Source organism: Carbonicoccus niuqiaonis, assembly GCF_050157065.1.
GTDB lineage: Bacteria > Actinomycetota > Actinomycetes > Propionibacteriales > Propionibacteriaceae > Avipropionibacterium.
The window spans coordinates 1,859,216-1,878,854 of record NZ_CP189573.1 but is presented as its reverse complement, the minus strand read 5'-3'; the positions used below and the strand labels follow the sequence as shown (position 1 = coordinate 1,878,854).

At 69.0% G+C, this 19,639-nt stretch carries 19 protein-coding genes and 1 pseudogene; 5 read left to right on the top strand and 15 right to left on the bottom strand.

All coding sequences use genetic code 11. The features are described 5' to 3' along the window. Positions 1–4: 4 nt before the first annotated feature. Positions 5–973 (bottom strand): NAD(P)H-dependent flavin oxidoreductase, encoded by a 969-nt coding sequence (locus ACQBAU_RS08540; protein WP_434550356.1) that lies wholly within the window; start codon positions 971–973, stop codon positions 5–7. A 103-nt stretch (positions 974–1,076) separates the two neighbouring features. Here ACQBAU_RS08540 and ACQBAU_RS08535 point away from each other — a divergent pair. The 5 genes and pseudogenes from ACQBAU_RS08535 to ACQBAU_RS08515 all read left to right on the top strand — a co-directional run. Continuing rightward, positions 1,077–1,703: pseudogene (locus ACQBAU_RS08535) on the top strand (cob(I)yrinic acid a,c-diamide adenosyltransferase); the annotation flags it as partial. Between the two features lie 124 nt (positions 1,704–1,827). Continuing rightward, positions 1,828–2,889 (top strand): sugar phosphate isomerase/epimerase family protein, encoded by a 1,062-nt coding sequence (locus ACQBAU_RS08530; protein ID WP_465255930.1) that lies wholly within the window; start codon positions 1,828–1,830, stop codon positions 2,887–2,889. 74 nt (positions 2,890–2,963) lie between these two features. Next, on the top strand, positions 2,964–4,361 hold the full coding sequence (locus tag ACQBAU_RS08525) for a sulfatase-like hydrolase/transferase (RefSeq protein ID WP_465255929.1): 1,398 nt from the start codon (positions 2,964–2,966) through the stop codon (positions 4,359–4,361). Positions 4,362–4,421: 60 nt separating this feature from the next. Continuing rightward, complete coding sequence (locus ACQBAU_RS08520; protein ID WP_465255928.1) at positions 4,422–5,966, top strand: hypothetical protein; 1,545 nt, start codon at positions 4,422–4,424, stop codon at positions 5,964–5,966. Between the two features lie 221 nt (positions 5,967–6,187). Further along, a complete protein-coding gene (locus ACQBAU_RS08515) occupies positions 6,188–6,469 on the top strand; it encodes a PIN domain-containing protein (RefSeq protein ID WP_434550360.1) in 282 nt (93 codons plus the stop codon). A gap of 6 nt (positions 6,470–6,475) precedes the next feature. Here ACQBAU_RS08515 and ACQBAU_RS08510 read toward each other — a convergent pair whose 3' ends face one another. The 14 genes from ACQBAU_RS08510 to ACQBAU_RS08445 all read right to left on the bottom strand — a co-directional run bounded on the left by ACQBAU_RS08510 (position 6,476) and on the right by ACQBAU_RS08445 (position 19,089). Continuing rightward, positions 6,476–8,455, bottom strand: coding sequence for a hypothetical protein (locus ACQBAU_RS08510; RefSeq protein WP_465255927.1), 1,980 nt, complete (start codon positions 8,453–8,455; stop codon positions 6,476–6,478). 97 nt (positions 8,456–8,552) lie between these two features. Beyond that, on the bottom strand, positions 8,553–9,053 hold the full coding sequence (locus tag ACQBAU_RS08505) for a hypothetical protein (RefSeq protein WP_465255926.1): 501 nt from the start codon (positions 9,051–9,053) through the stop codon (positions 8,553–8,555). 23 nt (positions 9,054–9,076) lie between these two features. Then, positions 9,077–10,585 carry an NHL repeat-containing protein gene (locus ACQBAU_RS08500; protein WP_465255925.1) on the bottom strand — a complete coding sequence of 503 codons (1,509 nt, stop codon included), beginning with the start codon at positions 10,583–10,585 and terminating at the stop codon, positions 9,077–9,079. Positions 10,586–10,727: 142 nt separating this feature from the next. Further along, entirely contained in the window at positions 10,728–11,216 is a 489-nt protein-coding gene (locus ACQBAU_RS08495) for a DUF2550 domain-containing protein (protein ID WP_465255924.1), read from the bottom strand. Positions 11,217–11,303: 87 nt separating this feature from the next. Further along, the gene (locus tag ACQBAU_RS08490) at positions 11,304–11,717 is read right to left on the bottom strand and encodes a F0F1 ATP synthase subunit epsilon (RefSeq protein WP_434550367.1); all 414 of its coding nucleotides are present in this window, start codon (positions 11,715–11,717) and stop codon (positions 11,304–11,306) included. 2 nt (positions 11,718–11,719) lie between these two features. After that, positions 11,720–13,174, bottom strand: coding sequence for a F0F1 ATP synthase subunit beta (gene atpD, locus ACQBAU_RS08485; protein WP_434550368.1), 1,455 nt, complete (start codon positions 13,172–13,174; stop codon positions 11,720–11,722). An 11-nt stretch (positions 13,175–13,185) separates the two neighbouring features. Then, positions 13,186–14,097 (bottom strand): F0F1 ATP synthase subunit gamma, encoded by a 912-nt coding sequence (locus ACQBAU_RS08480; protein WP_465255923.1) that lies wholly within the window; start codon positions 14,095–14,097, stop codon positions 13,186–13,188. A gap of 1 nt (position 14,098) precedes the next feature. Next, positions 14,099–15,739 carry a F0F1 ATP synthase subunit alpha gene (gene atpA, locus ACQBAU_RS08475; RefSeq protein WP_465255922.1) on the bottom strand — a complete coding sequence of 547 codons (1,641 nt, stop codon included), beginning with the start codon at positions 15,737–15,739 and terminating at the stop codon, positions 14,099–14,101. A gap of 53 nt (positions 15,740–15,792) precedes the next feature. Further along, positions 15,793–16,590, bottom strand: a complete 798-nt coding sequence (locus ACQBAU_RS08470; protein ID WP_434550371.1) for a F0F1 ATP synthase subunit delta — start codon at positions 16,588–16,590, stop codon at positions 15,793–15,795. After that, a complete protein-coding gene (locus tag ACQBAU_RS08465; protein ID WP_434550372.1) occupies positions 16,587–17,114 on the bottom strand; it encodes a F0F1 ATP synthase subunit B in 528 nt (175 codons plus the stop codon). The genes ACQBAU_RS08470 and ACQBAU_RS08465 overlap by 4 nt, the downstream gene beginning before the upstream one ends. A 32-nt stretch (positions 17,115–17,146) precedes the next feature. After that, positions 17,147–17,365 carry a F0F1 ATP synthase subunit C gene (locus ACQBAU_RS08460; protein ID WP_434550373.1) on the bottom strand — a complete coding sequence of 73 codons (219 nt, stop codon included), beginning with the start codon at positions 17,363–17,365 and terminating at the stop codon, positions 17,147–17,149. Between the two features lie 80 nt (positions 17,366–17,445). Continuing rightward, entirely contained in the window at positions 17,446–18,225 is a 780-nt protein-coding gene (atpB, locus tag ACQBAU_RS08455; protein ID WP_434550470.1) for a F0F1 ATP synthase subunit A, read from the bottom strand. 55 nt (positions 18,226–18,280) lie between these two features. After that, on the bottom strand, positions 18,281–18,442 hold the full coding sequence (locus ACQBAU_RS08450) for a hypothetical protein (protein ID WP_465259484.1): 162 nt from the start codon (positions 18,440–18,442) through the stop codon (positions 18,281–18,283). Positions 18,443–18,546: 104 nt separating this feature from the next. Next, the gene (locus ACQBAU_RS08445) at positions 18,547–19,089 is read right to left on the bottom strand and encodes a hypothetical protein (RefSeq protein ID WP_434550375.1); all 543 of its coding nucleotides are present in this window, start codon (positions 19,087–19,089) and stop codon (positions 18,547–18,549) included. Positions 19,090–19,639 lie beyond the last annotated feature (550 nt).

The window sequence follows — 19,639 nt, the reverse complement described above, 5'->3', positions numbered from 1 at the left end:
GTGGTCAGTCGGCCGGTCGGACCCGGCCGGCCGCACGGACCAACAGTTGCTCGGCACGGGCGAGGTCAGCCACGATCTCGGCGACGGGTCGACGCCGCCCGTCGAACAGGGCCGACCCCTGCCCGGCGTAGATCGGCATGGTCGAGAAGTCCCTGTCGGTGAAGGAATCCCGGAAGGCCTGACGTTGCGTGTCGGTCAGCTCCGACTCCCGGCCGAGCCAGCGGGCGAAGAAGTCGTTGGCCACGGCACGCCCACCGATCTCGGTCGGCCACCCGGCCCGGGAGGCCTGGTCGAACACGTGTCCGTACCGGGTGCCGTCCTCGTCGGCCTCGGCCAGTCTCGCCACCAGGTCGTCGGGCCACGCCGACTCACGGCAGGTCGCCAGCGCCGTCCCGACCCACGCCCCGGCCGCGCCGGCCGCGATGACGGCCGCCAACCCACGGGCGGTGGCGATGCCGCCGCCGGCGAGCACCGGGACGTCCACCGCGTCGAGGACCGCCTGCAGCAGCGGCAGCGTCGCGACCCGGTCGTACCCGTGCCCGCCGCCCTCACCACCGCGGGCGATCACGGCGTCGACCTCGGCGTCGACGGCAGCCCGCGCCTGGGCGGTGGTGCCGACCTGGCTCAGCACGGGGATCCCCGCGTCCCTGATGCGTGCCACGTACGGCCCGATGTCTCCGAACGACACCCCGATCGCTGCCGGCCGTGCCGCGAGCGCGGACTCCAGCGGCCCGGGGTCGCGGTCCAGCGCCCACGCCATCAACCCGATGCAGTACGGCCCTCCCCCGGCACCGGCGCGGGCCGCCTGCTCGACCACCCACTCCGCCGTCGCCGACGGCCCGACCCCGAGACCACCGAGGATCCCGGCGGCAGCCCCGGCCGCGGCGAAACCCCCGTCGCTCGGGCCCGCCATGGTGGCGGCGGCGACCGGTACGTCGAGTCCGAAGGTGTCGGTCAGCCACGTCCTGATCATGGGGTCAGCGTCGCACACGCCGGCTGCGGCCGACACGGAACCACCCGTCGTACGGGCACCACCAGCCCCGGGTGGCCACCTGGGAGCGGGCTAGGGTGGATGCGTGATCGTGATCAGCAGGCCGTACACGCGCACCGGGGACGCCGGGGAGACCCGGCTGGCCGACATGTCGGTCACCGCGAAGACCGATCCCCGGGTCGCGGCGTACGGCGAGGTGGACGAGGCCAACGCCACCCTCGGGTTGGTGCTGACCACCCCCGGCTGCCCCGAACCGATCGCCGAGGTCCTGCAACACGTCCAGAACGAACTGTTCGACGTCGGTGCCGACCTGTCCACCCCCGTGGTCCCCGACCCGGAGGTCGAACCACTGCGCATCACCGACGAGTCGGTGACCCGGCTGGAGCACTGGTGCGACGAGTTCGGCGAAGGCCTGCCGACGCTGCGTTCGTTCGTCCTCCCCGGTGGTACGGCGGTCGCCGCCGCCCTGCACCTGGCCCGTACGGTGACCCGCCGGGCGGAGCGGGCGGCCTGGCAGGCGGCCGAGGCATACGGCACCACCGCCCCCGGCGCCGACGACGCACCCGGCGGGGTGAACCCGATCGCGATCCGCTACCTCAACCGGCTGTCCGACCTGTTGTTCGTGCTGTCCCGGGCCGCCAACCGGGAGACCGGCGAGGTGCTGTGGGTCCCCGGTGGGGAACGAAATCCCCGGGTCGCCGCCGGATCGGACACGACGAGCGACACCGACGACAACACCGACGACGACACGACCGATTCCGTCCAGCACACTGATCACCACGACACTGCTCACCGGAACGACAACTGATCACCGGAACGACCAAGGAGCCTGACCCATGGCGATGCCCACCACCTGCCCACCCGAAGCGACCGGTTCGGCCCGGCCCGAGCAGCGCCGACCGGTGACCCTGTTCACCGGCCAGTGGGCCGACCTGCCCTTCACCGAGGTGTGCAAGCTCGCCGGCGAATGGGGGTACGACGGCTTGGAGATCGCGTGCTGGGGTGACCACTTCGATGTGTTGCGCGCAGTCGAGGACGAGTCGTACGTGGCCGAACGCAAGGAGATCCTCGCCGAGAACGGGTTGGGGTGCTGGGCGATCTCCAACCACCTCCACGGCCAGGCGGTCTGCGACGACCCGATCGACGCCCGGCACCAGGGCATCCTGAACGAGCGGGTCTGGGGCGACGGCGACCCCGAGGGAGTCCGGCGGCGCGCCGCCGAAGAGCTCAAGACCACCGCCCGCGCCGCCCAGGCGTTCGGGGTCGACACCGTCACCGGGTTCACCGGTTCGGCGATCTGGAAGTACGTCGCCATGTTCCCGCCGGTCGGCGACGACGTGATCGCCGCCGGCTACGAGGACTTCGCCAACCGGTTCAACCCGATCATGGACGTCTTCGACGACTGCGGGGTGAAGTTCGCCCACGAGGTGCACCCGAGCGAGATCGCCTACGACTACTGGTCGACCGCGCAGGCCCTGGAGGCGATCGACAACCGGGACGCCTTCGGGCTCAACTTCGACCCCTCGCACATGGTCTGGCAGGAGCTCGACTACGTCGGTTTCCTGTACGAGTTCCGCGACCGGATCCACCACGTCCACTGCAAGGACACCAAGGTCAACCTGAACGGCCGCAACGGCCGGCTCGGTTCGCACCTGCCGTGGGCCGACCTGCGCCGCGGATGGGACTTCATCTCCACCGGCCACGGTGACACCGACTTCGAGGGCATCTTCCGGATGCTCAACCAGGTCGGCTACGCCGGCCCGGTGTCGGTAGAATGGGAGGACGCCGGGATGGACCGGCTGCACGGCGCCCCCGAGGCGCTCGGCTACATCCGCGACATGAACGCCCTGACCCCACCGTCGGCCGCCTTCGACGTCGCGTTCTCGACCAAGGACTGAAACCCTTGCCAGGCAGCCAACGCACCACCACCAGAGTCGGGCCGGAGTTGGGTCCGACGGTGCGCAATGTCGTCATGATCATCACCGACGACCAGGGTCCGTGGGCGATGCCGCACCTGATGCCCGAGCTGCACATGCCCGAGCTCGACGCGTTGCGCCGCGACTCGATCGAGTTCACCCGGGCGTACTGTCCCTCACCGGTCTGTTCGCCTGCTCGGGCCTCGATGCTCACCGGCCGGACCCCGTCAGCGCACGGGGTGCACGACTGGTTGGTGGGGACCCGGCATCCGGACGTGTACCCCGACCTCTATCTGGCCGGGCAGCCGACCACACCGGAGGTGCTGGCCGATGCCGGCTATCGCTGCGGCCTGAGCGGCAAGTGGCATGTCGGTGACTCACGCCTCCCTGCCCCGGGATTCGAGTACTGGTACGCCCATCGCTACGGGGGTGGTCCGTACCACGACGCTCCCATCTGGCTGGACGGCCGCGAGGCCACCGAGCCGGCATACCTCTCCGATGCCATCACCGACCATGCGGTGGAGTTCTTGTCCGAGCCCGATCCACGGCCATTTTGGCTGTCGGTCAACTTCACCGCGCCGCACACGCCATGGCTGGACAATCACCCGGCAGACCTGCTGGATCTCTACACCGGTTGCGACTTCGCGTCGGTGCCCCGGCAGCCACCGCACCCGTGGACAGCTGGGCGACCCGAGTTCCGAGGCGCCTTCGCCGACCCCGTTCCCAACCTCGCCGGATACTGCGCCGCACTGTCGGGGGTGGATCGGGGCCTGGGCCGGATCCGACGCACGCTGGACCAGCATGGCCTGACCGACGACACCATGATCATCTTCGTCAGTGACAACGGCTTCTCCTGTGGGCACCACGGCATCTGGGGCAAGGGCAACGGCACCAGTCCGCTCAACTTCTTCGACAACTCGGTCCGGGTGCCGCTGGTGGTGCACCTCCCCGGCGGCCCGGTAGGTGTCCGCGACGCACCGGTGAGTACCCGCTGGGTGCATCGGAGCGTCTGCCAGCTCACCGGTGTTGAACCACCCACCGACCAGTGGGGTGACTCCGGCTCCTTCGTGTCCGCGTTGACGACCTCAACTCCCCCGGTCGGCTCGTCCGCTGTGGGCTCCCCGGACGAACTCGTCGTGGTCACCGCCGAGTACGGCCAGGGCCGCATGATCACCGACGGGCGGTACGTCTACGTGCACCGCAGCAACGGGCCCGACGAGTTGTACGACCACGACCGCGACCCCACGGAGGAGACGAATTTCGTCGCCGACCCTGCTCTTGCCACCACAGGCGCGGAGCTGCGCATCGCCCTGCTCGACTGGTTCAACCGCCACGAACGGGCCGGGCAGTCCGCGTTCGAGCAACCGGTGTCGGGGTTCGGCCAGCTCCAGCCCACTGCCCGCGGTCTCGGGCCAGCCGCGTCCTATCTCCCACTCACACCTGTTGACGACTGACCCAAAGGGGTTCTAAGCTCCGGCCGAAACTGATCGTCGATGATCCCTGGAGGTCCCCGCGTGTTCGAACTGTCCCGACGTTCCCTGGTCACCGGAGCCGTAGCACTGGGGATCGGCGCTGCCGGCGTCGCGTCGGTCGCCATGCCGGCTGCGGCTCAGGAGACAACCATCCGCGCGGTCGGTGGCACGACTCTCGAGCGCACCCGGAACGGGCAGGTGCTCACCCTGCGACTGTTGGCCGACACCGGCACCGCCCACGTCACCGGCGTCGAGGCGTACGGTCACACGGTCACCTTCGTCAGCCGCCATCTAGCACGGACTGCTACCGGCCGCCCGGTGGTCATCCATGCCAGCGGGGCCACGTGGGATGCGCAGCGCCGCGCCTACACCGTCGGCGCTTCGGTCGCCGAGATTCGCCTTCACCGGTTCGACTGGCAGCCTCCATCGGGGACGCCGGCGGTTGCGATCACCATCACCCTCGATGGCTCGACCGTCGAGGCGTGGCCGATCATCATCGGCTGGTCCGGTCCTGATCATGATGCCCAGCGGGAGTTTGCCCCGGCGGCGGTGACGTCGATTCGTCGCGGCGCCGACTACCTGGAGACGCTTATCGGCGGTGACGGTGGCATGCAGGTCATCCACCCCACCTGGCCGGGCGATCCCCAGACCGATCCCCAGGCCAATGCCGACCTGGCCCAGCTCTACACCGGGATGCATCGGGCCACCGGAGAGGCCGTCTTCGCCGAACGGGCCCATCGCACCTTGGAGTACCTGCTCGCCGCGCAGCGCGTTGACGGCGGTTTCGGGTTCCCCTGGCCCTTCGGCGCCGACAGCGCCCACTACAAGTTCGCCGGCCACTATCCCGATGACCCGGAGCACCGCACCCATCCGCGCGGTGAGCCGATGGCGATCATCACGATCAGTTCGGGGTTGGCCTTCCTCGACGCGTACGACCACTTCGGTGACCCGCGATACCTCGACGCGGTGGGCCGCATCGTCGACTACCTGCTGCACTCCGAGCGCGGCCTGCAGTGGCTCGACGCCGAGCGCACCCGCGCGTCGATCCCGTACTGCACGACTGAACCGATCGACGACGCGGGCCACACCTCGGCGGAGATCTACAACATCGACGGTTCGTCGCTGTCGGTGATCAGCGCCTACCTCCAGCGCCGCCCCAACGCCGGGGCCGACCGGATGGGTGATGCGGTCGCGACGAACCTGGCCTCGCTGGTCGAGCCGGACGGCAGCATCGTGTACGGCGTCGCGAACCTCGGCAAGCCTACGGGGTATGGCGCCGCCGTCGCGCGTGGCCTGTTCGACTGGGCGCGGCACCGCTCCCGTCCCGACTGGAACGCCGCCGGCAGTCTCATCATGGGCTGGGCCATGCAGACCGACCAGCCGTTCCGGCTCGCGATCGAACCGTTGGTGACACCGATGGGTGCGATCGACAACACCGCGCACGTACAGCTGAACATCGATGCCCGGGTGGCCTCGCAGCGGCCCGACGGTTCGTGGACCGGCGGCACCAACACGCGTACCGATGTGGGCAATCCCAAGCACATGGTGTTGCTGCTCAACCAGATGAGCTACCGCACGCCATCATGATTCCCTGTACTGACCGGGGTCCCTGGTCATCCGGTGACCGATGAACAGGTGGCCGCGTATCGTGCCGACGACTCAACCGGCGATGTTGCTTGACGTCAACGTGCTGCTTGCCCTGTCGTGGGATCAGCACATCCACCACGCCGTCGCCCACGAACGCTTCGCCACTTCTCGATCGGTGGCACACCTGCTCGGTCACCGAGTCCGGACTCGTAGGCCTCCTGTTGACCCCGCAGGTCGTGGGTCGGGCAGTCAGCGGAGCCGAAGCACTCGCGCAGCTTGACGCCATCCGGCACGTCGCCGGGTGGGCCTTCCTCAACGACGACAGCTCGTTCGCCGACCGGCGGATCGACCTTCGAGTCCTCATGGGGCGACGGCAGGTCACCGACCTCCACTTGGTCGGCCTCGCTGCGCGACACAAGGTGAGGATGGCAACCTTCGATCCCGCACTTCGGGAGTCCGCGGCCCCGGCGGACCGCGCCCACGTCGAGGTCTGGACCGGGTGAACTCGGTCAGGTGGGCCCCGCAATCCCTTCCAGCACAACGATCTCACTGCCGGTGGCAATCAGCACGTCACCGTCCTGCACCTCCAGGTGGTACGCCCCCGGCTCGTGGTGCAACACCTCCGGTGCGGTGTCGGAGTCGACATGCCACGTGCTCCAGCGACCCTCGCCGTGGGCGAGCACGACCAGTCCGGGGCGCCCGGTCGACTGCGCCGACAGCGCCGCGGGCCAGTCGCCGGGACCGTCCGGCAGCGGGATCCACGACTCCGGCGCCGGCACGACCAGGTCGGCCACCGACACCACGAAGCCGCACACCCGGTCCTCGCCCGGTCGGGTGGCCGTGCACAGCACCCGTCCCCCACCCAGATCGGCGACCGCCCGTACGGCAGCGACCCCGGGCGGCAGCGGCGCGATCACTAGCGGGTCCATCGTCACCGGGTCGAGTCGGGCCAGCGCAGCCGCCGCGGCCCGTGGTGTCGCACTCTGGCAGTCGGCCTCGATGGTGCTGCCGGCGAGCAGGGTGCCGCTGGCCGGGTCGAGCACCAGGCTCTGGATGGCCAGGTCCGGCAGCGGTTCGTCCCGGTAGGTCGCCTCACCGGTGGCGGTGTCGTACCGGGTGATCACCCCGCCGAGTTCGCCGTAGTGGTGGCTGCTGGCGTAGTAGAGCACCGAGCCGGCCTCGGCCGAGGCGATCGGCCGCATCCCGTTGCCCGGGTCGGCGACCACCCGCGGGTTGGTCGGGAAGTCGCTCGGCTGCGACGGGTCGTACGCGGTGAGCTCTCCTCCGGCGTACGCGGCCAGGTAGACGATGCCGTCGATCTGCCAGGTCCGCAGGATCTCGCCGCCACCGGGAGCCGCGCGTCCGAGGTCGGCCCCGTCACCGGTGTCGAGGTCGACGGTCCAGAAGCGTTGCGTGATGAACGGCGTGCCCAGCACGCGCTGCCGGTCGATCCGCCGCAGGCAGTCGACACGGGCGACCGAGTCGGTCGGGAGTTGCCGTACGAGGTGGCGTTCCCCGGTGTCGGCGTCGAACCGGGAGAATTCGCCGTACACCGACACCGAGACCAGCACTCCGGAGGCGGTCAGCCGGATCCCGTACGCATTGGCGTCGGGGATCGTGCACAGCTCGCGGACCTCCCCGGTGCCGAGGTCCCACACCGACACCACCGCATCGGCCTCACGCTGCTGGCACCCCCAGGCCCGGTCGCCGCGGAAGGCGAACCACTGCAGATCCCGCTCCGGGGTCGGGCCGTGGCCGAAGCTGCGGGTGGTCGGGTCGAACCAGCCGACTCCGTTCAACAGGAACCGTCCGTCCGGGCCCGGCTCGAGCTGCCGGGTGCCCGGCCGATTGCCGATCGGGTGCGGCAGGTCGGGTCGCAGGTCGCGGGCCTGCGTGACGTCGATCTCGTCGGTGGCGGGGTCCCAGTGGATCATCGCCAGTCCCGGGTTGATCATGAGCGAGGTGTGGGTGCCGTCACCGTTGTCGAAGTTCGCGCACTGGTAGTGCTCCTCGACGAAATCCGTGTACAGCTTGGTGGTCCGGCGTGCCACGGTGTCGAAGCTGAAGCCGATCCGATGGGGTGGTGGGAAGGCCGCGGCGAACAGCTTGCGGTGCACCGGGTCCCACGTCATCCCCGAAAACACCAACGCTGCCGGGGCTCCGGTGTCGTACGACTCGAGCTGCCCGGTCGACAGTTGGTAGCGCACCACGCGGGACAGGTCACCGCACAGCCACAGCGTGTCGGGGTCCTCGGCCACCGCACTGTAGAAGCCGAAGTGGGGTGGGTCGAAGCGGTGCACGGTGAAGTCACCGGACTCGTCGACCACCACCCCGGTGGCGCCGGCGTTCGCGTTCCAGCTGGAGGTCCAGAACCGTTCGGTGCCGGTGTCGTCGATCCCCAGGCTGATCAAGGGGGTGTTGACGAAGGGGTCCTGCCCGGGCGGGATCGGCACGCGCCGGACCGCGCCCGTCGTGGTGAGTGCGTTCACCGCTCGTACGCTGCCACACCGACCGTGCCGACGGCACCCTGAGACGCCCGCAATCACAGTCAGTCACGGCCGACATGACCGACTCCGGGCAGTCGGCTCAGCCTCGCCAGTCGATGCTCTTCAACTGTTGCCCGCTGACGAAGTAGACGCGGTGGTCGGGCCCGAGCACCAGGTGGACACCCCCGGTGTTGCCGAGCACCTGCAGGTCGGGGCGTCCGAGCGGGCGGATGTTGATCAACTTGCCGCCGACCGAGCCGTACAGCCGGTTGGTGGTGGGGTCGAAAGCCAGGTCCGTCCCGTGCCAGGTGCCGCCCGGGAAGCTGCCCCAGTCGAACGGCGCGATCTCGTGGAACGCCCGCTGGTGCCCGTCATCGGTGTCGAAGGAGTGCAGCGTGCCGCGGGTCGCTGCCCACACCTGACGCCCGGGTGTCACCTGCAACGAGGTGACCTGACGCTGACCCGTCACCTCGACGCTCCACACCACGGTGCGTGTCCGCAGGTCGAACGCGAACACCCGGGCATTGTCGTGCGCCGGCACCGAGCCGTTGCCGCCGTACACCGAGGTACCGCCGTAGACGATGCCGTTCGCGTACGCCAACGCGGTGATCGAGTGGTCGGGGATCAGATTGCGGTAGACCTCGCTCTCCCCCGTCCGCGGGTCGTGGATCGCCAGTGCCCCCTGCAGGCTGCCGTACTCAGGACGGTCCCGACCGCCAACAGTCCGTCGGCGTCGACCAGCGCGAACGGCCGGTCCTGCCCGGCGGAGTCGAGGTTGAGCACGGTGGTCGGGTTGTCCTCCCCCAACGGCTCGGTGAGGTCGATCCTGTCGATCCGGGCACCGGGGTAGCGGCCCGCGTACAGCGTGTCCCCGACGGTGGCGAAGCCTTCGGTCTGGCCCAGCCGGGCCTGGAACTGCCACTCCTGGTTCGTCGGGTCGAAGCTGGCGAGACCGCCGGAGAAGTAGCCGCCGAAGTGGATCCGGGCGTCGGGGCCGAGCACACTGGAGCGCGGTGTGGTCGGCGTGCCGGGCAGGTCGAGGGTCAGCTTGGTCGTCTCACCGGTGGCGATGTCGTACCGGTCGAGCACGTTGTTGTACATCCCGACGACGTGCTCGGCACCGTCGACCTCGATCACCCCGATGCCCTTGGTGCCGAGTGTGGTGTCGTACGCGGTCACCTCCCGCTCCGGACTCGACCGGAAGAGTTGGTTGCCCTCGCCGGTGAACCACGTGTTGCCTGCGCCGTCCCGGCCGACCCGCTGGTCGCCCATGTGGGGGAACCGGCCCTGGACCCACGCCTGGGTGAGGGTGTCGTAGACGTAGCCGCCGTTCTGGTCGGGGCACTGGAACCTGACCCACAGGTCGGTGCCCGAGGTCGAGATCTCGTAGACGAAGGTGCAGTCGTGCAGGTCGGCGGGCAACGGGATCTCGGTCTTCGCGCCGGTCGCGATGTCGACGGCGAACATGGCCCCGACCGCACCGGTGCCCACGTAGACGGTGTCACCCAGGACGGCGGTCGCACGGATGTAGGTGTGGTCGGCCCCGAAGCTGCCGTAGTCGCGCCACTGCCCGGTTGCCGGGTCGTACGCCGCCAGGGTCGCCGGCGGGAGCGTGGAACCGTCGGCGAAGCCGAGGAAGCTGCCGGTGTAGGCCATCCCGTCGGCGTCGGTGTCGACCTGCCACAGGAAGCTCGCATCGGGGTGAGGCTGCCCGGCGTTGACCACCTCGGTGCCACCCCAGGGGAGGAGGAACAGGTCGCCGTTGCCGTAGCTGGCGACCCAGACGTTCCCGTCGTCGGCGATCTCGACACCCCACGCACCGCTGGCCCCCGGCAACGGGTGGGTGGCGAGCACGTCCCCGCTCATCGGGTCGATCTCGGCCAGGTAGGCCGGCTTGCCGCTCACCACGGCCCAGGTCCGTGCCGAGCCGTCCGGCATGGTCCCGGTCGCGGCACCGGCCACGGTCGTGGCGGTGAGCGGGATCGTGCCGTGGTCGGTGACCGGCAGCGTCACCTCGCGCCCGACGGCGGCAGCGGGTTGTGACGGTGTGGCAAGGCTGACGGTGAGGCAGAGGGTCAGCAACGCGACCCACCAGCGGTGGTGGACGCGTCGGGCAGGACGGATGGGCAGCATCGTTGACTCCCGGGGACGGGGACACCCGCCGGGGGACGGCGAGCATGGTGGGACGAGGCTGAACCTAGAACGGGCCCGACCGAAACGTCAAGGGTGGGCGGCGGCACCGGCCGTGAGCATTCTTGCCTGCCGACATTCGCCGTCAGGCGCTGTGCGGCGAGGTGGTGGAGCGTGGCGCCTGGCCGGGCGGGGCCGACTCCAGCCAGCTCAACAGTCCGGTCACCGACTCCGCACTCATCGCCAGGTCACACGGCTCGGAGCCTGCCGAGCCACGACGGGCCGGGACCTCCAGCCGTACGACGCGATGCCCGGCGTACAGGGCGAGCGCCTCGAGGTTGTCGGGGTCGCGGATCTCCAGCACCGTGGCCGCGGTCCGCCCGAGGGTCAGTTTCGGTCGCAGGCTGACCGCGTAGTAGCGGAACCACTCCAGCTCGTCGGCCCGGTAGCGGGCCACGCCGAGCGCCCAGCCGGTGCCGGGGGTGTCGTGGTCGACCCGCAGGCTGCAGTCGAAGCTGCCGCCCAACCTGGTCAGCCACCGGGCGCGGATCACCACCACGATCACCGGCAGCACCAGCACCACCAGCAGGACGAGCAGCGCGATGCCGACATCCCACAGCAGGTCGGCTGGCATCGACCACTCCCCTCCCACCAGAGGGCGGATCCCCCTCACACTGCGGCACCGCCCGGCCCCTCACCGAGCAGTGATCGCGAGCGTATCTCACCCCGCCTTGCGGGCCGCCTTCAGCTGCGCCTCGGTACGGGCCAGCAGCTTGCGGCCGACCTCGTCGTTCTCCGGATCGGAGTCCTCGAGCATCCGAATCGCCCGATCGTGCTCACGTTCGGCATCGGCCAGGCTCAGCTCGCTGCCCAGCTGGGCGAACTCGCTGAGGATCGACACCCGGCCGTCGGCGACCGAGATGAACCCGCCGTCGACGGCGATGATCTCGCGACCACCCGCGTCGGTGACGATCTCGCAGGCACTCGGCACCAACAGGGCCAGCATCGGCGAGTGGCCCGGCAGGATGCCGATGTCGCCCTCGACGGTGCGTGCCACGATGTTGGGCGACTCCCCCGACCAGACGACCCGGTCGGCGGAGACCACCTCCACGTGCAGCGTGTCGGCGTGGGCCATGCTCAGCCTTCCTTCTGCATCGTCGCCCACTTCTCCTCGACCATGTCCATGCCACCGACGTTGAAGAACGCCTGCTCGGCAATGTGGTCGACGTCACCGCGGCAGATCATCTGGAACGCCTCGATGCTCTCGGCCAACGGCACGTTGGAGCCCTTCACGTTGGTGAACTTCTCCGCCATGTAGGTGTTCTGGCTGAGGAACTGCTGGATCCGGCGGGCGCGGTTGACGATGATCTTGTCCTCTTCGGACAGCTCGTCGACACCCAGGATGGCGATGATGTCCTGCAGTTCCTTGTTGCGCTGCAGGATCTGCTTCACCTCGACCGCCGTGTCGTAGTGGTTCTGGCCCACGTACTGCGGGTCGAGGATCCGGCTGGTCGACGTCAGCGGGTCGATGGCCGGGTACAGACCACGCGAGGCGATCTCACGCGACAGCTCGGTGGTGGCGTCCAGGTGGGCGAAGGTGGTCGCCGGTGCCGGGTCGGTGTAGTCGTCGGCGGGCACGTAGATCGCCTGCATCGAGGTGATCGAGTGGCCGCGGGTCGAGGTGATCCGCTCCTGCAGCTGCCCCATCTCGTCGGCCAGGTTGGGCTGGTAGCCCACCGCGGACGGCATCCGGCCCAGCAGGGTCGACACCTCCGAACCGGCCTGGGTGAACCGGAAGATGTTGTCGATGAACAACAGCACGTCCTGGTTCTGCACGTCGCGGAAGTACTCCGCCATGGTCAGCGCCGACAGCGCGACGCGCAGCCGGGTGCCCGGCGGCTCGTCCATCTGACCGAACACCAGGGCGGTGTCGTTGAACACGCCCATCTCGTCCATCTCGTTGATCAGGTCGTTGCCCTCACGGGTGCGCTCCCCCACACCGGCGAACACCGAGGTGCCCGAGTGCAGCTGCGCGATCCGGTAGATCATCTCCTGGATCATGACGGTCTTGCCGACGCCGGCGCCGCCGAACAGGCCGATCTTGCCGCCCTGCACGTACGGGGTCAGCAGGTCGATCGACTTGATGCCGGTCTCCAGCATCTCGGTCTTCGACTCCAGCGCGTCGAACTTCGGCGCGTCACGGTGGATCGGCCAGCGCTCGGTGATCTCGATCGTGGACGGGTCCTCGTTCAGGCACTCACCGGTCACGTTCCACACGCGCCCCTTGGTGACGTCACCGACCGGCACCGAGATCGGTGCTCCGGTGTCGCGCACCTCGGCACCGCGGCGCAGGCCGTCGGTCGGCTTCAGGGCGATGGCGCGGACCATGTTGTCGCCGACGTGCAGGGCGACCTCCAGGGTCATCGTCTTGGTCTCGCCCATGATCGTGGCGTCGGTGAGCAGGGCCGTGTAGATGTCGGGCATCTGGTCCGGCGGGAACTCGACGTCCACCACGGGACCGATGACCCTCGACACCCGGCCGACGGCACCGGGCTGGTTCTCGGTGCGGGTTTCCTCAGCAGTGGCTGTCATCTCTTGCGTCCTCACTCGCTCTGGGTGGATTCGGCGAGCGCGCTCGCGCCGCCGGTGATCTCGCTGATTTCCTGGGTGATCTCCGCCTGCCGGGCCTGGTTGGCCTCCCGGGTCAGGCGTTCGATCAGTTCCTGGGCGTTGTCGGTGGCCGACTTCATCGCCCGCTGGCGGCTCGCCAGCTCGGAGGCTGCCGACTGCAGCAGGCAGTAGTGGATCCGGCTCGCCACGTACAGCGGCAACAGGGTGTCCAGCACCGTCTCGGCGTCGGGCTCGAACTCGTACAGCGGGTAGAGCTCGTCGGCCGCCGGGGCCTCCTCGCTCTCCACGACCTCGAGCGGCAACAGCCGGATCACCTCGGGCCGTTGGGTCATCATCGACACGAACCGGGTGTAGACGATGTGGATCTCGTCGACCCCGCCCTCGGTCTCGGTGTAGGCGGTGAACTTCGCCAACAGGGCGTCGGCGATCTCGCGGGCCTCGGCGTACGTGGGCCGCTCCGAGAAGCCCTCCCAGGTCTGGGTGACCTCGCGGTGACGGAACGAGTAGAACGCCTTCGCCTTCCGCCCGGTGAGGAAGGTGTCGATCTCGCGACCCTCGTCACCGAGCTTGCTGACCAGTTGCTCGCCCTCGCGGATGACCGAGGACGAATACGCCCCGGCGAGCCCACGGTCGGAGCTGATCAACAGCATCGCCGCACGCCGGGGGGTCTCGGCCTCCGTGGTCAGCGGGTGCTCGACGTCGGCGTACGACGCGACCGCCGACACCGCGCGGGTGAGCTCCCGGCTGTACGGTGCCGCCGCCTGCGCCTGCTGCTGCGCCTTGATGATGCGCGACGAGGCGATCAGCTCCATGGCTCGGGTGACCTTCTTGATGGTCTGCACCGAGCCACGGCGCTGCCGTAGTTCTCGTTGGCTGGCAGGCATCTCAGCGCCTCTTCTGCGTCACGATCTGGGCCTGCTCCACGTCTTCGTCGGCCAGCGGCGCGTGCTCCTCACGACCGGCCTGCAGCAGCTTGCCGTCGGAGGTCTGGAAGCCGCGCTTGAAGTCGTCGATCTCGGTGCGCAGGGCAGCCTCGGTGTCGTCGTCGAACTTCCCGGTCTCCAGGATGGTCGGCAACGTCTTGCTGTTGCGACGCAGGTGGTCGAGCAGCTCCCGCTCGAACCGCAGCACGTCCGACAGCGGCACCTCGTCGAACAGTCCGGCGCTACCGGCCCACACGCTGACGACCTGCTCCTCGATCGGGTACGGCGACCCCTGCGGCTGACGCAGCAGCTCGGTCTGCCGGGCACCGCGCTCCAACTGACGCTTGGTGGTCGCGTCCAGGTCGGAGGCGAACATCGAGAACGCCTGCATGTCGCGGTACTGGGCCAGGTCGATCTTGAGCGAGCCCGACACCGACTTCATCGCCTTGATCTGCGCGGCGCCACCGACACGGGACACCGAGATGCCGACGTCGATCGCGGGACGCTGGTTGGCGTTGAACAGGTCGGACTGCAAGAAGATCTGACCGTCGGTGATCGAGATGACGTTGGTCGGGATGTAGGCCGACACGTCGTTGGCCTTGGTCTCGATGATCGGCAGGCCGGTCATCGAGCCACCGCCGAGCTCGTCGCTCAGCTTGGCGCAACGCTCCAGCAGCCGCGAGTGGAGATAGAAGACGTCACCGGGGTACGCCTCACGGCCCGGCGGGCGACGCAGCAGCAGCGACATCGCGCGGTACGCCTCGGCCTGCTTGGTCAGGTCGTCGAACACGATCAGCACGTGCTTGCCGGCGTACATCCAGTGCTGGCCGATGGCCGATCCGGTGTACGGGGCGACGTACTTGAAGCCGGCCGGGTCGGACGCCGGGGCGTGCACGATCGTGGTGTACTCCAGTGCGCCGGCCTCCTCCAGCTGGGCACGGACCTGGGCGATGGTGGAGCCCTTCTGGCCGATGGCGACGTAGATGCAGCGGACCTGCTTCTTCGGGTCGCCCGACTCCCAGTTGCCCTTCTGGTTGATGATCGTGTCGATCGCGATGGCGGTCTTGCCGGTCTTGCGGTCGCCGATGATCAGCTGCCGCTGGCCACGGCCGACCGGGGTCATCGCGTCGATGGCCTTCAGACCGGTCTGCAGCGGCTCGCGGACCTCCTGGCGATCCATCACGCCGGCGGCCTGCAGCTCGAGGGCGCGGCGGCCCTCGAGGTTGGTGATCTCGCCGAGGCCGTCGATCGGGTTGCCCATCGCGTCGACCGTACGGCCGAGGTAGCCGTCACCGACCGGGACCGAGAGGACGTCGCCGGTGCGCTTGACCGTCGAACCCTCCGCGATGCCCTGGGAGTCGCCGAGCACGACGACGCCGATGTCACGAACCTCGAGGTTCTGGGCGATGCCGAGCGTGCCATCCTCGAACTGCAGCAACTCGTTGGCCATGGCCGAGGGCAGCCCCTCGACCCGGGCGATGCCGTCACCTGAGGTGATGACGGTGCCGACCTCCTCGCTGGAGGTGGACTGGGGGGTGTAGTTCTGGACGAACTTGTCCAGCGCGTCCCGGATCTCCTCGGGCCGAATCGTGAGTTCTGCCATGGTCTGTGGTCCCTGCTCTCGTGTGCTGATGCTGTGCGTGGTTGTGGGTGCGATCACTCGCTGAGCAAGCGGTGGGCGGTGTCGAGCCGCCCGGCCACCGTGCCCTCGATGACCTGGTCGCCGAGTTCGACGCGAACCCCGCCCAGCACCTGGGGATCGACGACGACCTGGACCGCGATCGGACGGCCCGCCTGCCGGCTCAGCGCCGCGGTGAGCCGGTCGACCTGACCGGCGTCCAACGGCCGGGCGACCCGGACGGTGGCGATGGCCCGCTGCCGCTGCTCGGCGGCCAGCGCGACGTAGCTGTCGATGGTACGGCCGAACGTCCGCTCCCGCGCGGCGACGGCGCGCCGGGCGAGCTTGGCGGTGGACGGACCGACCTTGCCCTGCAGCAGGTCCGACACCAGGTCGCGGCGGACCTCGACCGGTACGGTCCGGTCGGCCAGGCTGTTGCGGACCTCCGGCTGGCCCTCCACGAGGCGGGCGAAGCGGAACAACTCGTCCTCCACGTCCGCCAGCCCACCACCGAGGTCGGCCTGCCGCAGTTCGGCCCGGATGCCCTGGCGTTCGAGTGCCGCCACGAACGCGGAACCCGAGGACCAACGCAGTGCCGCCGCGTCGGAGACCAGTCCGATCACCGGCTGCGACACCTTGCCGCCGAGGACCGCCTGGGCGAACTCCTTGCGGTTCTGCGGGTCCGACCCGGGGTCGGACAAGGTGCGCCGCAGCATCGGCGAGGCGTCGATCGCGTCGACGACCGCGAAGACCTCGTCGGACAGGCCCTCGGCCACGTCGTGGCGATCGAGCACCCGGTCCAGGGCGCTCGTCCGGGCCTCGCTCGCCTGGCTCATGACTGCCCCGCGACGGCACCCTCGGTCGTCGACGACGACTCCAGGTCCGCGATGAAGCGGTCAACCGTACGGCGTGCCCGCTCGTCGTCGTCGAGGGACTCCCCGACGATCCGACCGGCCAGGCTGGTGGCCAGGCCACCGACCTCGGAGCGAAGCTCGGTGACGACCTTCGTCCGCTCGGCCTCGAGCTGGGTGCGGGCCTGGGAGATGATGCGTTCGGACTCGGCCTGGGCCTGCTCCCGCATCTCGCTCAGGATGGTCGCACCCTCATTCTTGGCATCCTCCCGGATGCGAGCCGCCTCGGCGCGCGCACCCGACAGCTGCTCCTCGTACTGCTGCAGCGCTGCCTCAGCCTTGCGCTGCGCCTCCTCGGCCCGCTCGATGCCACCCTCGATCGCGTCCCGACGAAGCTGGTACGCCTCCTCGAACTTGGGCGCGACGAACTTGGCGATCACGAACCAGAGGACCACCACGAGCAGGACGCCCATGATGACTTCGGACAGGTGATGGGGCAGAATCGCCATCCCGGCCTCCCTTCCTTCTCAGCGAGGTCAGGTCAGACGAACAGGGCGAAGACCAGGGCGAGGACGAACAGCGCCTCGGCCAGGGCCGCACCGATGATGCCGCGGCCGAAGAGGGTGCCGGCTGCCTCGGGCTGACGGGCGATGCCCTGCAGCATGGCGAAGAAGGACAGACCGACGCCGATACCGGCACCGATGGCCGCCAGGCCTGCGCCGATCATGCTCAGCGAGCCGTTGATGATGATGCCTTCCATGATGTTCCTTTCGAGGTTTCCCTATGTGGAGGTCTTGGGTGTTGCGGACGTGGATCGAGGTCGAAGGTTGGTCGTACGGGTCAGTGGTCGTCGGAGATGGCGCTGGAGACGTAGACCGCCGACAGCACCGCGAAGATGTAGGCCTGCAGACCGGCGACGAGCAACTCGAAGGCGAAGATCGCGAAGCTGAAGATCAGCGCGACGCCACCGGCGAGTTGGAGGCCGATGTTGCCGACCGAGGTGAGCAGGAACGTACCGCCGACCACGAACACCAGCACCATCGCGTGACCGGCCAGCATGTTGCCGAACAGTCGCAGGGCCAGGGTCAACGGGCGGACGATGAAGTTCGACAGGAACTCGATCGGGATGAGCAGCGGCAGCAGCCACCACGGGGTTCCGCCCGGCACGGTCTGCAGCTTGATGTACTTGAGGCCGTGCTTGTGGAAGCCGGCGACGTTGTAGATCACCCACGACAGCAGCGCCATGCCCCAGACGTAGCCGATGTTGGCGGTCGTCGGGTACATGAACGGGAAGAACAGCCCGAACAGGTTGTTGACCAGCACGAAGAAGAACAGCGCCACCAGGTACGGCACGTAGCGGTGGAAGTCCTTGCCGCCGATCATGTCGCGACCGATGCCGTTGCGGACGAAGTTGTACGCACTCTCGGCCAGGAACTGTGACTTGCTCGGTACGACCTTGAGCTTGCGCGAGACGACCAACCAGAAGACCAGGATGATGACCGCGGCGATGATCGCCTGGATGAACGGCTTGTTCACCCAGTCGACGCCCGGGATGAAACCACCGCTGAACGTGAAGTCCTTGTCCAGGCTCGGAGGTTGCCACTCGTCGCCGGTCTCCATCGGGACCACGGGGATGCCTAGACCACCCACACCCATTCCTCTCCTGGCTTCCGGCTCACGCCTGGTCTCTGTAACGTCGGTAGAACATGACTCCGGACAGGACCGCACCGAGCAGCAGTCCGACCGCGGGCAGGAAGCCGGTGTGCAACCAGAAGTGGTCCACCGCCCACCCGACTCCGGTGTAGAACAACGGTCCGGTGATGACCAGCGCCAACACCCGCGAGCCGTCCGAGAATCGCTCCTCGGCTGCCTCGTCCGGTGCGCCGACCTGCCCCCCGTGCCGTGACGCGTGAGGGACTCTAGCAGCCGTCGTGGGCTCCGTCATCTCGTCTCCTCCCGGCGTCCGGAAGCGCTTGATCCGGTGTTGTCGAAGGTGCTCGCCGGCAGGTCGTAGATCGGCATCCGGGCACGGATCCCGGTGACGATCAGGGCGCCCATCCAGCCGAGCTCGGCGGCCAGGATGCCCAGCGCGATCCCGATCGGTTCCAGGGGTGCGGTGACCTCGGCGGGCAACGCGAACCAGACACCGAGCAACACCAGCAGGGCCGTCATCCGCAGCAGCAGGGAGCCCATCGCGGTGGCCAGCTGGCTGCCGACCGGCTGCCGCGTGGCGTTGTTGGTGATCATCTGGCCGAAGATGCGGTACAGCAGGACGACCACGGCGCCCAGCGCCCCGGTGACCATCCCGGCGCGCCCCAGGGTGATGCCCAGCACGATCAGCGTCGGGACGGCAAGAATGTGTGCTCCGACGAACCCGGCGACGAGTGCCTTCTGCCCGTTGACCCGCATCGCCGCCGCCTGGTCCTCGCTCGGCACGTGGCCGGCGGGCAGGGCAGCCACGGGCTGCTCGGCGGTGGCGTTCATGGTCCTCGTCGTCTGCAATCTGGCGTACCTCGGCACGCACGGTGGGCGTCGATGTCCGGGTGTCAGGCGGTCGTCCGCACTGCTTGTGAAAACTAGCACAAAGTGCCGGGGCTGCGACAATCCTCGTCACTTGTTGGGCCCCCACGCCCGTCGAGCTCGTCGGGACGCCCACCCCGACGCCCGACGCCCGACGCCCATCGGGACCGTCGAGCCTGTCGAGCCTGTCGAGCCTGTCGAGCCGGTCCAGCCGCCCACCTCCACCAAGCCTCAGCGAGAGGGCAGTCGGAGAGGTTGACGGTGACGAGCCAGCACTCCAACTGCCCGCTCGGTTCGGTGGCGACCCCCCTCCAACTGCCCGCTCGGCTCGGTGGCGCCGGTCCAGCCGCCCACCTCCACCAAGCCTCAGCGAGAGGGCAGTCGGAGAGGTTGTCGATGACGAGCCAGCACTCCAACTGCCCGCTCGGTTCGATGGCGACCCTCCAACTGCCCACTCGGCGCGGTCGGGCCACTCCAACTGCCCACTCGGCGCGGTCGGGCCACTCCAACTGCC